13 protein-coding genes are annotated in these 12,711 nt (G+C 61.8%); 6 read left to right on the forward strand and 7 right to left on the reverse strand.

Annotated features, from left to right (window positions below; translation table 11 throughout):
- Window positions 1–150: 150 nt before the first annotated feature.
- Genes J3D60_RS26850 through J3D60_RS26870 form a run of 5 tightly spaced genes read left to right on the forward strand, consistent with a single transcriptional unit; the run spans window position 151 to window position 3,913 of the window.
- Window positions 151–453: a DUF3649 domain-containing protein gene (locus J3D60_RS26850; protein ID WP_065938627.1), complete on the forward strand. Its 303-nt coding sequence runs from the start codon at window positions 151–153 to the stop codon at window positions 451–453.
- A complete protein-coding gene (locus J3D60_RS26855; protein WP_253493395.1) occupies window positions 450–2,024 on the forward strand; it encodes a PepSY domain-containing protein in 1,575 nt (524 codons plus the stop codon). The genes J3D60_RS26850 and J3D60_RS26855 overlap by 4 nt, the downstream gene beginning before the upstream one ends.
- Entirely contained in the window at window positions 2,025–2,351 is a 327-nt protein-coding gene (locus J3D60_RS26860) for a DUF3325 domain-containing protein (protein ID WP_253493398.1), read from the forward strand. It abuts the gene before it with no gap.
- 9 nt (window positions 2,352–2,360) lie between these two features.
- Window positions 2,361–2,939 carry an RNA polymerase sigma factor gene (locus J3D60_RS26865; RefSeq protein ID WP_027604674.1) on the forward strand — a complete coding sequence of 193 codons (579 nt, stop codon included), beginning with the start codon at window positions 2,361–2,363 and terminating at the stop codon, window positions 2,937–2,939.
- A complete protein-coding gene (locus tag J3D60_RS26870; protein WP_253493401.1) occupies window positions 2,936–3,913 on the forward strand; it encodes a FecR family protein in 978 nt (325 codons plus the stop codon). The genes J3D60_RS26865 and J3D60_RS26870 overlap by 4 nt, the downstream gene beginning before the upstream one ends.
- On the opposite strand, the gene J3D60_RS26875 is transcribed toward J3D60_RS26870, so the two are convergent.
- Together J3D60_RS26875 and yejK are read right to left on the reverse strand one after the other, a co-directional pair.
- Complete coding sequence (locus J3D60_RS26875; RefSeq protein ID WP_065938631.1) at window positions 3,914–4,264, reverse strand: glutaredoxin family protein; 351 nt, start codon at window positions 4,262–4,264, stop codon at window positions 3,914–3,916.
- Window positions 4,264–5,268, reverse strand: a complete 1,005-nt coding sequence (gene yejK, locus J3D60_RS26880; protein WP_012722392.1) for a nucleoid-associated protein YejK — start codon at window positions 5,266–5,268, stop codon at window positions 4,264–4,266. Before yejK ends, J3D60_RS26875 begins: the two co-directional genes overlap by 1 nt.
- A gap of 396 nt (window positions 5,269–5,664) precedes the next feature.
- On the opposite strand from yejK, the gene J3D60_RS26885 reads away from it, so the two are divergent.
- Entirely contained in the window at window positions 5,665–5,946 is a 282-nt protein-coding gene (locus tag J3D60_RS26885) for an HU family DNA-binding protein (RefSeq protein WP_003188840.1), read from the forward strand.
- Between the two features lie 178 nt (window positions 5,947–6,124).
- Here J3D60_RS26885 and rlmF read toward each other — a convergent pair whose 3' ends face one another.
- From rlmF to J3D60_RS26910, 5 genes are all read right to left on the reverse strand, one after another.
- Window positions 6,125–7,141, reverse strand: coding sequence for a 23S rRNA (adenine(1618)-N(6))-methyltransferase RlmF (gene rlmF / locus J3D60_RS26890; RefSeq protein WP_027604671.1), 1,017 nt, complete (start codon window positions 7,139–7,141; stop codon window positions 6,125–6,127).
- Window positions 7,142–7,289: 148 nt separating this feature from the next.
- Window positions 7,290–10,136, reverse strand: coding sequence for a valine--tRNA ligase (locus J3D60_RS26895; RefSeq protein WP_253493403.1), 2,847 nt, complete (start codon window positions 10,134–10,136; stop codon window positions 7,290–7,292).
- A 149-nt stretch (window positions 10,137–10,285) separates the two neighbouring features.
- A complete protein-coding gene (locus J3D60_RS26900) occupies window positions 10,286–10,678 on the reverse strand; it encodes a DNA polymerase III subunit chi (protein WP_253493404.1) in 393 nt (130 codons plus the stop codon).
- 7 nt (window positions 10,679–10,685) lie between these two features.
- Window positions 10,686–11,114 carry a DNA polymerase III subunit chi gene (locus J3D60_RS26905; protein ID WP_027604668.1) on the reverse strand — a complete coding sequence of 143 codons (429 nt, stop codon included), beginning with the start codon at window positions 11,112–11,114 and terminating at the stop codon, window positions 10,686–10,688.
- A 51-nt stretch (window positions 11,115–11,165) separates the two neighbouring features.
- Window positions 11,166–12,656: a leucyl aminopeptidase gene (locus J3D60_RS26910; protein ID WP_253493405.1), complete on the reverse strand. Its 1,491-nt coding sequence runs from the start codon at window positions 12,654–12,656 to the stop codon at window positions 11,166–11,168.
- Between the last annotated feature and the right edge of the window lie 55 nt (window positions 12,657–12,711).

The raw sequence follows: 12,711 nt of genomic DNA on the forward strand, positions 1-12,711 counted from the left end.
GGGCATGCTTTAGAGAACAAGAATTGTTCGCATTGTAGGGCGCCGCCAACCGTTCGGCAATGCGTGAAGGCAGGTGTTTCATCCGTTCTGTTTTGCTTATGAGAATATTTATCATTAATATTGCGCGCTGATGACCCTGGCGCCTCCTGCATGAAAAGCAAAACCTCACTGCCCGCCTCCTATCGCCTCGCTGTCACATCGCGGGTGCTCGCCGCTGTGGTCGGCGGTTACCTGATGGCGTCCCTGGCCAGTATCTGCCTGGCGCTGTGGATGCCTGTCTCCCGCGCCGATGCGGTGATCACCGGGATGATGAGTTCGTTCGTGTTCTACCTGTTGGCAGTGCTGTGGTGCTTCGCCTGCCGTACGGCATGGCGCGCGTGGTGCGGCGTGATGCTGCCGAGTGCGGCGTTTGCCACCCTGGCGGGCGTGGGCTTGTGGATGGCACGCACATGAAAGAGGGCTTTCGCCAGGCCATGGCCTGGTTGCACACCTGGGCCGGGCTGATCTTTGGCTGGCTGCTGTTTGCGATTTTCCTGACGGGCACCCTGGCCTATTTCAAGGATGAGATCACTCACTGGATGCAACCCGAAGTGCAGGCCCATCCCCTGGATGATGCGCGCAGCCTGAGTGTCGCCCAGGACTACCTGCAGAAGGTCGCACCCACGGCCGCACGCTGGTTCATCACTTTGCCGGATAGCCGCGACCCTGGCCTGTCTGTGATGTGGCAAGACAAGGTCGACCCCGGCAAACGCGGCAATTTCATTCAGAAAACCCTCGACCCCGTGAGCGGGCAAGCCGTAGAGGCCCGGGAAAGCATGGGCGGGGATTTTTTCTACCGCTTCCACTTCCAGCTGCAAATGCCTTACCCGTGGGGCCGCTGGCTGTCGACCATTGCAGCGATGGTGATGTTCGTGGCATTGATCACGGGCATCATCACCCACAAGAAAATCTTCAAGGACTTCTTCACCTTCCGCCCCCGCAAAGGCCAGCGTTCCTGGCTCGACGGGCATAACGCGGTGGGTGTGCTGGTGCTGCCGTTCCACCTGATGATCACCTACAGCAGCCTGGTTATTTTCATGAGCATGGTGATGCCGGCGCCGATCGTGGCTTCCTATGGCAACGACACCCGGGCCTTCTTCAATGACGTGTTCCCCGCCACCAATAATGCGCCGGCGTTGGGTCAGCCTGGCCGACTGCTGTCATTGCTGCCGATGTACGAGCAGGCGAGGGCGCAGTGGGCGGGTGGGCATGTCGGGCGGTTGGCGGTGAACAACCCGAGTGATGTAAACGCTTCGGTGAACCTGTCCCGTGCCAGCTCCGACCGCGTGGTGCATGACTTCGGCAGTACCGTGTCGTTCAACGGCAACACTGGTGAGTTGTTGCGGGTCAGTGCTGAACAATCGCTGCCGGCGGCGATCGGCGGCAGCTTCTATGGCCTGCACATGGGCCATTTCGCCGGTCCGGTGCTGCGCTGGTTGTACTTTATCTGCGGCCTGGCGGGCACGGCGATGATCGGCACGGGGTTGGTGATCTGGCTCGGCAAGCGGCAACTCAAACATGCAAAAAGCGGCGTGATGCCGTTTGAATTGCGGCTGGTAGACGTGCTGAACATCGCCAGCATGTCCGGGCTGTTGATCGCCATTGCAGCCTTCTTCTGGGCCAACCGTTTATTGCCGGTGGGCTTCGCCGGGCGCTCCGATTGGGAAGTGCAGGCCTTCTTTATCGCCTGGGGCCTGAGCCTGTTGCACGCGATCCTGCGCCGGGGCCGCCAGGGTTGGGTTGAGCAATTGAGCGTCGCAGCACTGCTGTTTGCCGCCATCCCGTTGCTCAATGCCCTGACCACGTCGCAGCACTTGGGCGCTTCACTGGCGACGGGCGACTGGGCCATGGCCGGCTTCGACCTGACCTGCCTGGCCAGCGGCGTGTTCCTCGCCTGGGCAGCCTGGAAGATGCAGCACCGCAAGGCCCCGCAGGCCAAGACCGAACGGGCGCGGCCGCTGCAGCTCAAGCAGGAGGCGAACTGAATGCTCCTCGCGCTGCTGATGTGTTACGCCGGGTTTACCGCCTTGTGCCTGTCCACCGACCGTCACCACGGCGAACTGCTGCACAGCAGGCCATCGCCTCGGCGGCGTATTGCTTTGCGCGTCATCGGTTGGCTGCTGCTGACCGTCTCGATCTGGCCCGCCGTGGCTGTCGCCGGTTGGGGCCTGGGCCTGGTGGAATGGTGCGCGGTGTTGATGCTCAGCGCCCTGTTGCTGGTGCTGTTGTTGCCGTATCGGCCAAGGCTGGCCTTGCTCCTGGCAGGCGTCGGCCTGCTGGCCAGCCCTGTTGCCGCCTTCGCAACGTTCTGAGCCGCGGCCATGATGATCAGCACCCCACCCGATTCCCAGGACAGCCCCCAGGCTGACGCGGCGGGTGGGCGTGCGCATTTCCTGCAGGTGTTCCTGTCCCAGCGTTCGCAGATGGAAGCGTTGGTGAGCCGACGTGTCGGGTGCCGCGCCACGGCGGCCGACCTGGTGCAGGACCTGTTCCTGCGGTTTTGGCGTCGGCCATTGGTGCAGGTCGAAGAACTCAGCACCTACCTGTTGCGCTGCGCCGGCAATATCGCCATCGACCACCTGCGCAGCGAAGGCGCGCGGGTGCGCAGCAGTGAAGGCTGGCTGCCGGAGCAGCAGGATAACCAGGGCTCCGAACCCCAGGCGGCGCTCGAGGCGGGCAACGACCTGCGGCATGTCGAAGCCGCTCTGCGCAGCCTGCCGGAGCGCACCCGGCAGATCTTCCTGCTCAACCGCATTCATGGGCGCAAGTACGCGCAAATCGCCAAGGCCATGGGCCTGTCCCAAAGCGCCGTGGAAAAACATATGATGCGTGCCCTCGAAGCCTGCAAAGCCAGCCTTCGCGAACCATCGCCATCGCGCACGCCAGGGAAAGCACCGTGAATCCGACCCCCACGCCTGACCAGGAACAAGCCGCACTGGCCTGGCTGAGCCTGTTGCACGACCAGCCCAGCAGTGGCGACCAGGCCACGTTCAGCCGCTGGCTAAGGGCAGATCCTGCGCACGTCGAAGCCTATGCCCAGGCCCAGGTGCTCTGGGAGTTGAGCGAAGTGCCGGCACGCCAACTGGCGGATGAGGACGCGCTGGCACTGCAGGGCTACCTCAATGCGATGAACACCCCTAGGCGCTCGCGGGTGGTGCGCTGGTCCGGCGCCTTGGCCCTGGCGGCATGCCTGGTATTGATGGTGTCCATGGGCGCCGGTTGGCAGCCTTCGCGCTGGATCGATGACTTCGGCGCCGATTACGTGAGCGCACCGGGAGAAGTGAAGACCGTCACCCTGGCCGATCAATCCCGGGTCACGCTGGATGCGGACAGCGCCATTGCCGTGGACTTCAGCCACGGTGAGCGGCATATCCAATTGCGTCGCGGTGCAGGTTTTTTCAGCGTCACCCATACCGGCGAGTCCTTTGTGGTCGAGGCGGGCGGCGGCGAAGCGCGGGTGCTGGGGACGCAGTTCGAAGTGCGCCTGCAACCGGCGGGGGCCGAGGTAACAGTGTTGTCGGGGCGGGTGGGCGTGACCGCGTCGAAACAGGGCCCGCAGCAAATTCTGACGGCGGGCCAGCAAGTGGCCTACGCCGATGGCAGCGCCGATCCCTTGCACGCGGTCGACAGCGAATCCCGCCTGGCCTGGCGGGATGGCTGGCTCAACTACTACAAGGCACCGCTGGCCGATGTGGTCAAGGACTTGGGGCGTTACTACCCTGGCCGCATCCTGCTGCTCAACGAAGCGATGGGCGCCAGGCGTGTCAGCGGCAGCTTCCCGAGCAAGGACCCGCAGGCGGTACTCAACGCCTTGCAAGCGGTGCTGGGGTTCGAGCAGCACAGTCTGTTGGGGCGGGTAATCGTGGTGCGCTGATTACTTCAGCGCGGCCATGATCGCGTCAGGGTTGTAGTCGCGAATCAGCGTGCCGTTCACGTCCACAAACGGAATCCCGCCACCGCCCAGCGCTTCATATGCCTTGCGCGCCTTGGCGTCCTTCTCGATATCGACGGCCTGGTACGGAATGCCCTTCTGGTCGAGGAAGCGGCGGATCTGCTTGCAGTAGCCGCACCACTCGGTGGCATACAGCACCACCCGCGCCGAGGCTCGCGTCTGCTCCGGCACCACCTGGGAAGGGTTGAACAGGCGCTCGATCTTGCCCCAGTTCTGGATAACCACCACCACCAGCAACACCAGCAGGACTTTCTTGAGGACCCCGCCGAGCATCAGTTGCGGCGCTTGAGCTGGTCGGTCAGTTGGGTCGGCAGGCCCTTGATGATCAGGGTACCGGCGGCTTCGTCGTACTCGATCTTGTCGCCCAGAAGGTGCGCTTCAAAACTGATGGACAGGCCCTCGGCGCGTCCGGTGAAGCGGCGGAACTGGTTGAGGGTGCGTTTATCCGCCGGGATTTCCGGCGACAGGCCGTAGTCCTTGTTGCGGATATGGTCGTAGAACGCCTTGGGCCGATCCTCATCGATCAGGCCCGACAGCTCTTCAAGGCCCATGGGCTCGCCGAGCTTGGCCTGGCTGCTGGCGTAATCCACCAGGGTCTTGGTTTTTTCGCGGGCGGATTCGTCCGGCAGGTCTTCGCTTTCGACGAAGTCGCTGAAGGCCTTGAGCAGGGTGCGCGTCTCGCCCGGGCCGTCGACGCCTTCCTGGCAGCCGATGAAGTCGCGGAAGTATTCCGAGACCTTCTTGCCGTTCTTGCCTTTGATAAACGAGATGTACTGCTTGGACTGTTTGTTGTTCTGCCACTCGGACACGTTGATACGCGCTGCCAGGTGCAACTGGCCCAGGTCCAGGTGGCGCGACGGGGTGACGTCCAGCTCGTCGGTCACCGCCACGCCTTCACTGTGGTGCAGCAGGGCGATGGCGAGGTAGTCGGTCATGCCTTGCTGGTAGTGGGCAAACAGCACGTGGCCACCGGTGGAGAGGTTGGACTCTTCCATCAGTTTTTGCAGATGTTCGACGGCGGTGCGGCTGAACGTGGTGAAATCCTGGCCACCCTCGAAATATTCCTTCAACCAGCCGCTGAACGGGTGCGCGCCGGATTCGGCATGGAAGAAACCCCAGGCCTTGCCTTGTTTGGCGTTGTAGCTCTCGTTGAGGTCGGCAAGCATGTTCTCGATGGCGGCCGACTCGGCGAGCTCGGAGTCGCGGGCGTGGAGAACTGCGGGTGTGCCGTCGGGTTTTTTGTCGATCAGGTGGACGATGCAATGACGGATCGGCATGGGCTTCTCGGCTGGTTGAAGGGGAGCGGTCGGCCTCCCCGAAAAGTCGCCCAGTGTACCGCACCCATTGGTCAAGACACGCGTCGAAGGGCATTTTGGATGCTCTCCGACGAGGCATATGCCTTTTTTTCACGGTTTAGAGCGATAAAGCTGACCAAATGGGTAGGTAGAAGCGGATATTTCCCCGTCTCTGTGCTAGTTTTGCCCCGTCTTACGCCAAGTCTCGGCGATAAGCGTGCATTCAGCATCTGTCAGGTCGAACCAATCCCCGTTTCAAGCATCTATAACCCCGATCTCCGTGGTTATAGCCGGGGGTGCCAGGCCATGACGGTCGGGCTCGACGGCTGACACTGCACTCTGCAATCCATATGAATTTGATAGGGAAGGAACACCACAATGGCTATTACTAAAGACCAACTGATCGCTGACCTGGCTGAAGCAGTAGACGCACCGAAAACCACCGTGCGCGCACTGCTGGACCAACTGAGCCAAGTTGTTGCTGACCAGCTGGAAAACGGCGGCGAAATCACTCTGCCAGGCGTTGGCAAACTGAAAGTGACCGAGCGTCCTGCCCGTACTGGCCGTAACCCTTCGACTGGCGCTGCCATCGAAATCGCTGCCAAGAAAGTTATCAAGCTGGTTGTGGCCAAAGGCCTGACCGACGCTGTTAACAAGTAAGACGCAGCAAAAAAAAACCGTGCTCCGGAGCGATCCGGGCACGGTTTTTTGTTGCCTGCGATTTTTTACCTGTAGGAGCGAGCTTGCTCGCGAAGGCCGTTAACGATAACGCGGCCATCCCGGATGAATGCGGTGTCTTGGCGTTTTTCGCGAGCAAGCTCGCTCCTACAGGTTGGCGTCAGCGCACCCAGCGCTGGCGCCAGATCTGCTGTTCGTTCTTGGTCTGGAAGGTCCAGGCCACGAAACGGCTCTGCTTCTGGCCCTGGGACATTTCCACCACCTGGCTTTCCAGCACGCCGGCTTTTTTCAGGGCGGTCTCGATCGCGGGCAAATTTGACGCTTTTGACACCAGGGTGCTGAACCACAACACCTTGTGGGCAAAGTGCGCACTCTCGGCGATCAACTGCGTCACGAAGCGCGCTTCACCGCCTTCACACCACAACTCGGCCGATTGGCCTCCGAAGTTGAGCACCGGCAATTTGCGCTTGGGATCGGCCCGGCCCAAGGCGCGCCACTTGCGCTCGCTGCCCTTGGTGGCTTCGTCCATGGACGCATGGAACGGTGGGTTGCACATGGTCAGGTCAAAACGCTCACCCGGTTCCAGCAGGCCCAGCAGGATGTGCTTGGGGTTTTCCTGCTGGCGCAACTGGATGACCTTGCTCAGGTCATTGGACTGCACGATGGCCTTGGCGGCGGCCACGGCGATAGGGTCGACCTCCGAGCCGAGGAAGTTCCAGCGGTACTCCATATAGCCAATCAGAGGGTAGACGCAGTTGGCGCCCATGCCGATGTCCAGCACCTTGACGATTGAACCGCGCGGGATCTTGCCCTCGTTGACACTGGCCAGCAGGTCGGCGAGGAAGTGCACATAGTCGGCACGTCCCGGTACGGGCGGGCACAGGTAATCCGCCGGGATGTCCCAATGCTGGATGCCATAGAAGGCCTTGAGCAACGCCCGGTTGAACACCCGCACCGCGTCCGGGCTGGCGAAGTCGATGCTCTCTTTGCCATAGGGGTTGATGATCACGAATTGCGCCAGTTCCGGCGTGGTCTTGATCAACGCCTGGAAGTCGTAACGGCCTGTGTGGCGGTTGCGTGGGTGCAGGGTAGCCTCTTTGCGCGGCGCGACGGGTTTGGCCGTGGCTGCGGTCTTAGGCTTCTTGCGTGGAGGTTTGGGCGTAGTGGGGGCGGTCATGATGATTCTGGTGTTGGCTCAAAGTGGCGGCCATTGTCACACATTCCCGAGGATAACTCGGTCAAATGTGGGAGCAAGCCCCCTCCCACATTGACCGCAAGCACAAAAAAAGAGACCCGAAGGTCTCTTTTTTCACACGGATTGCCCCTTACAGGCTGGAAATCCGCGCATGTTGCTCCGCCAGCTTGCCCAAAGCCTGTTCGGCCTCGGCCAGCTTGGCGCGTTCCTTATCGATCACTTCAGCCGGTGCCTTGTCGACGAATGCCGCGTTGGACAGCTTGCCGCCCACCCGCGCCACTTCACCTTGCAGGCGCAGGATTTCCTTGTCGAGACGGGCCAGTTCCGCGCCCTTGTCGATCAAGCCGGCCATCGGCACCAGCACTTCCATGTCGCCGACCAGTGCGGTCGCTGACAGTGGCGCTTCGGCGCCATCCGCCAATACGGTGATCGATTCCAGCTTCGCCAGCTTCTTGAGCAGCGCATCGTTCTCGGTGAGACGACGCTGGTCTTCGGCGCTGGCGTTCTTCACGAATACCGCCAGGGGCTTGCCCGGGCCGATGTTCATTTCGGCGCGGATGTTGCGCGTGCCGAGCATCAGGGTCTTGAGCCATTCGATGTCGCTTTCGGCCGCCTCGTCGATACGTGCTTCGTTGGCCACCGGCCAAGGTTGCAGCATGATGGTCTTGCCGTCTTTGCCGGCCAGCGGCGCGAGGCGCTGCCAGATTTCTTCGGTGATGAACGGCATGAACGGATGCGCCAGACGCAAGGCGACTTCGAGCACGCGTACCAGGGTGTGACGGGTGCCGCGCTGACGTTCGATCGGCGCGTTCTCGTCCCACAGTACGGGCTTGGACAGTTCCAGGTACCAGTCGCAATACTGGTTCCATATGAACTCGTACAAGGCCTGTGCGGCCAGGTCGAAACGGAACTGGTCGAGTTGACGGGTCACTTCGGCTTCGGTGCGCTGCAATTGCGAGATGATCCAGCGGTCGGCCAGGCTAAGTTCGATGGCCTCGCCGTTCTGGCCGCAGTCTTCGCCCTTGTCCAGCACGTAGCGCGCGGCGTTCCAGATCTTGTTGCAGAAGTTGCGATAGCCTTCGACGCGGCCCATGTCGAACTTGATGTCGCGACCGGTGGACGCCAGCGAGCAGAAGGTGAAGCGCAGCGCATCGGTGCCGTAGCTGGCAATGCCGTCGGCGAACTCATCGCGGGTCTGCTTCTCGATCTTCTTCGCCAGTTTCGGCTGCATCAGCCCCGAGGTGCGTTTCTGCACCAGGGTTTCCAGGTCGATGCCGTCGATGATGTCCAGCGGGTCGAGGACGTTGCCCTTGGACTTGGACATCTTCTGGCCCTGGCCATCCCGCACCAGGCCGTGCACGTACACGGTCTTGAACGGTACCTGCGGCGTGCCGTCCTCGTTCTTCACCAAGTGCATGGTGAGCATGATCATCCGGGCAACCCAGAAGAAAATGATGTCGAAGCCGGTGACCAGCACGTCGGTGGAGTGGAATTTCTTCAGGAATTCGGTCTGCTGCGGCCAGCCCAGGGTGGAGAAGGTCCACAGGCCCGAGCTGAACCAGGTGTCCAGTACGTCGTTGTCCTGTTGCAGCGCCACGTCCGGGCCGAGGTTGTGCTTGGCACGTACTTCGGCTTCGTCGCGGCCCACGTAGACCTTGCCCGACTCGTCGTACCAGGCCGGAATGCGATGGCCCCACCACAGCTGGCGGCTGATGCACCAATCCTGGATATCGCGCATCCACGAGAAGTACATGTTTTCGTACTGCTTGGGCACGAACTGGATACGGCCGTCTTCCACGGCGGCAATCGCCGGCTCGGCCAGGGGCTTGGTGGACACGTACCACTGGTCGGTCAGCCACGGCTCGATCACGGTGCCGGAGCGGTCGCCCTTCGGCACTTTCAGGGCGTGGTCGTCGACGCTGACCAGCAGGCCGGCAGCGTCGAAGGCGGCAACGATCTGCTTGCGCGCTTCGAAACGGTCAAGGCCGGCGTATTCGGCCGGGATCTTGCCATCAATGCTCTCGTTCAGCGTACCGTCCAGGTTGAACACCTGGCAGGCCGGCAGCACGGCGGCATTCTTGTCGAAGATATTCAACAGCGGCAGGTTATGGCGCTTGCCGACTTCGTAGTCGTTGAAATCGTGGGCCGGGGTGATTTTCACACAGCCGGTGCCGAATTCAGGGTCGCAGTAATCGTCGGCGATGATCGGGATGCGGCGGCCTACCAGCGGCAACTCGACGAACTTGCCGATCAGTGCCTGGTAGCGCTCGTCGTTCGGGTTGACCGCGACGGCGGCGTCGCCAAGCATGGTTTCCGGACGGGTGGTGGCGACGATCAGGTAGTCGTTGCCCTCAGCGGTCCTGGCACCGTCCGCCAGTGGGTACTTGAGGTTCCACAGGAAACCTTTCTCGTCGTGGTTCTCCACTTCAAGGTCGGAAATTGCCGTGTGCAACTTGGTGTCCCAGTTGACCAGACGCTTGCCGCGGTAGATCAGGCCGTCTTCATGCAGGCGCACGAAGGCTTCTTTCACCGATTCCGACAGGCCGTCATCCATGGTGAAGCGCTCGCGGCTCCAATCGACGGACGAACCGAGGCGACGGATCTGACGGCTGATGTTGCCGCCGGACTGGTCTTTCCACTCCCAGATTTTTTCCAGGAATTTCTCGCGACCCAGGTCGTGACGGTTCTGGCCAGTGGCTTCGAGTTGGCGCTCCACCAGCATCTGGGTGGCGATACCGGCGTGGTCGGTACCCGGTTGCCACAGGGTGTTGCGGCCCTGCATACGGCGGAAACGGATCAACGCATCCATGATCGCATTGTTGAAGCCATGGCCCATGTGCAGGCTGCCAGTGACGTTCGGTGGCGGAATCATGATGGTGTAGGACTCGCCCGCGCCTTGCGGAGCGAAATAGTTCTCGGACTCCCAGGTGTTGTACCAGGAAGTTTCAATAGCGTGCGGCTGGTAGGTCTTATCCATGCGCGGCGGGACCCTAGTTGGCATATATTCAGGAAAGCCGGCAAGTATAACGGGGGATAGGGCGCAGGGCGAGGCGAAGGCGGGCTTAAGGTGCAGGCAATCAAATGTGGGAGGAGTTTGCCACCTCCCACAGGGGATCTATGGACGGTTCAAGACTGGTATTGGCTGAGCAGCCGCTCCATCCGCGCATCCATCCGGCGCTTGATCTCGGTTTCGATATGGGGGGCAAAGTCGTCGATCACGTCTTGCATGATCAATTGCGCAGCGGCACGCAGTTCGTTGTCCAGGTGCAGCAGCAGGGCGTCGGGGCCCTTTTCAGCCGCAGCAGGGGCAGGGTCCACCACAACGGTGGCTTCGACAACCGGTTCCGGAGCGACCTGCTTGCCGCCGACCATGTCGAACAACAGCGGAATCTGAACCTCGCCATCGGCCTGTTCGGTCAATAGCGGCGGTTGCAAGTCATCATCACCCAGCAACTGACGAATCGACTCGAGGTCGTCCAGCAGGTGGTCATCTTTTTTTGTCGGGTTGGGAGTGTCCATCATGTACTCAAAGTCGTTGTAGCCGGTGATCTTGCAAAGGATAGCCCTGTTCGCGGTAGAAACGGAAACTCTCCCGCGCGGCCTGACGAATAGCCGGATCTTCCACCACCACTTCCGCCACACGGGCGAAGGCCTTGGCAAAAGGCGGTACTTTCAGGTCCAGGTTGACCAGCAGGTCCTGGTGATTGCCGCAACTGTCCCCCAAACCCAGGACAACCTGGCCTTCGGGTTCTGATTCTGCGGGGCCGTGGGGCACGAAGCTTTCGCCCTTGAAACGCCACAGGCGGGCGTCGAGCTCGTCGCGTTGGGCGGCATCGCTGCAATGCAGGTAGATGCGGTGGCCCATGCGCCAGGCTTTCTCGGTGAGTTTGCAGGCGAAGTCCAGGCGCGCGAGCGGATCGGCGCTGGGCAATATATAGAAGTCGACTTGGGTCATTGCGGTTCCTGAGGCCGGGGCGGCGAGATCACCGCCCCGGCATCTTCAGTGTCAGGCTTTGGCGCGGTCCAGCAGGTATTGGGTCAGCAATGGCACCGGACGGCCGGTGGCGCCCTTGTCCTTGCCGCCGCTGGTCCAGGCAGTGCCGGCGATGTCCAGGTGTGCCCAGTTGAAGTTCTTGGCGAAGCGCGACAGGAAGCACGCAGCCGTGATGGTGCCGGCTTTCGGGCCGCCGATGTTGGCGATGTCGGCGAACGGGCTGTCCAGCTGCTCCTGGTACTCATCGAACAGCGGCAGTTGCCAGGCGCGGTCGTCGGCGGCCTTGCCGGCGCTGAGCAGTTGCTCGATCAGCTCGTCGTTATTGCCCAGCAGGCCCGAGGTGTGGGAACCCAGGGCCACGATGCAGGCTCCGGTCAGGGTGGCGATGTCGATCACGGCTTGCGGCTTGAAGCGCTCGGCGTAGGTCAGGGCATCGCACAGCACCAGGCGGCCTTCGGCGTCGGTGTTGAGAATTTCCACGGTCTGGCCGCTGAGGGTGGTGACGATGTCGCCCGGACGGGCCGCGCCGCCGCTCGGCATGTTTTCGGCGCAGGCCAGGATGCACACCAGGTTGATCGGCAGCTTCAGTTCCAGCGCGGCGCGCAGGGTGCCGAATACGCTGGCGGCGCCACCCATGTCGTATTTCATCTCGTCCATGCCCAGGCCCGGCTTGAGGCTGATGCCGCCGGTGTCGAAGGTGATGCCTTTGCCGACCAGGGCGTAAGGCTTCTCGGACTTCTTGCCGCCGTTGTATTGCATCACGATCAGGCGTGGTGGCTGGTCGCTGCCCTGGCCCACGGCATAGAACGAGCCCATGCCCAGTTCCTTGATCTTCTTCTCGTCCAGGACTTCGACTTTCAGGCCCTTGAACTCTTTACCCAATGCCTTGGCCTGTTCGCCCAGGTAGGTCGGGTGGCAGATGTTCGGCGGCAGGTTGCCCAGGTCGCGGGTGAACGACATGCCATTGGCGATGGCCTGGGCGTGGGTCACAGCGCGCTCGACTTCAGCCTGGGCGGCCTTGATGGTCAGCACGGTGATTTTCTTCAAGGCGCGTGGTTCGGTTTTCTGGCTCTTGAACTGATCGAAAATGTAGCCGCCGTCCACCAGGGTTTCGGCCAGCAGGCGAGTCTTGCCGTAGCTGTCACGGCCTTTGACGACGATTTCATCGAGCGCCAGTGCCGCATCGCTGCCGCCCAGGCCCTTGAGGGTGTTGAGGATGCCGCTGATGATCTTGCGGAACGGACGGTCGCCCAGTTCAGCGTCCTTGCCCACGCCCACCAGCAATACGCGGTCGGCTTTCAGGTTGGGCAGGCTTTGCAGCAGCAGGCTCTGGCCGACTTTGCCGGCCAGGTCGCCGCGCTTGAGAACCGCGCTGATCGCGCCGCCGCTGAGTTCGTCGAGCTGCCTGGCGGCCACGCCGAGCTTGCGGCCTTCGCCGATGGCGACCACGAGGGTGGCGGTTTTCAACGTTTCGGGGCTAACGCTTTTTACAACCAATTCCATTTTCGGGTCCCTTATATAAGGTCTGAGAGCCTGGCGTCTGTACGCAGGCTTTAAA

The sequence above is a fragment of the Pseudomonas sp. S3E17 genome (genome assembly GCF_024168685.1).
In the GTDB taxonomy this organism is placed as follows: domain Bacteria; phylum Pseudomonadota; class Gammaproteobacteria; order Pseudomonadales; family Pseudomonadaceae; genus Aquipseudomonas; species Aquipseudomonas marginalis.

Bases quoted from the DNA above. Each gene is read 5' to 3' on its own strand.
- J3D60_RS26850 (WP_065938627.1), top strand. From the start codon at position 151: ATGAAAAGCAAAACCTCACTGCCCGCCTCCTATCGCCTCGCTGTCACA.
- J3D60_RS26855 (WP_253493395.1), top strand. From the start codon at position 450: ATGAAAGAGGGCTTTCGCCAGGCCATGGCCTGGTTGCACACCTGGGCC.
- J3D60_RS26860 (WP_253493398.1), top strand. From the start codon at position 2,025: ATGCTCCTCGCGCTGCTGATGTGTTACGCCGGGTTTACCGCCTTGTGC.
- J3D60_RS26865 (WP_027604674.1), top strand. From the start codon at position 2,361: ATGATGATCAGCACCCCACCCGATTCCCAGGACAGCCCCCAGGCTGAC.
- J3D60_RS26875 (WP_065938631.1), bottom strand. From the start codon at position 4,264: ATGCTCGGCGGGGTCCTCAAGAAAGTCCTGCTGGTGTTGCTGGTGGTG.
- yejK (WP_012722392.1), bottom strand. From the start codon at position 5,268: ATGCCGATCCGTCATTGCATCGTCCACCTGATCGACAAAAAACCCGAC.
- J3D60_RS26885 (WP_003188840.1), top strand. From the start codon at position 5,665: ATGGCTATTACTAAAGACCAACTGATCGCTGACCTGGCTGAAGCAGTA.
- rlmF (WP_027604671.1), bottom strand. From the start codon at position 7,141: ATGACCGCCCCCACTACGCCCAAACCTCCACGCAAGAAGCCTAAGACC.
- J3D60_RS26895 (WP_253493403.1), bottom strand. From the start codon at position 10,136: ATGGATAAGACCTACCAGCCGCACGCTATTGAAACTTCCTGGTACAAC.
- J3D60_RS26900 (WP_253493404.1), bottom strand. From the start codon at position 10,678: ATGGACACTCCCAACCCGACAAAAAAAGATGACCACCTGCTGGACGAC.
- J3D60_RS26905 (WP_027604668.1), bottom strand. From the start codon at position 11,114: ATGACCCAAGTCGACTTCTATATATTGCCCAGCGCCGATCCGCTCGCG.
- J3D60_RS26910 (WP_253493405.1), bottom strand. From the start codon at position 12,656: ATGGAATTGGTTGTAAAAAGCGTTAGCCCCGAAACGTTGAAAACCGCC.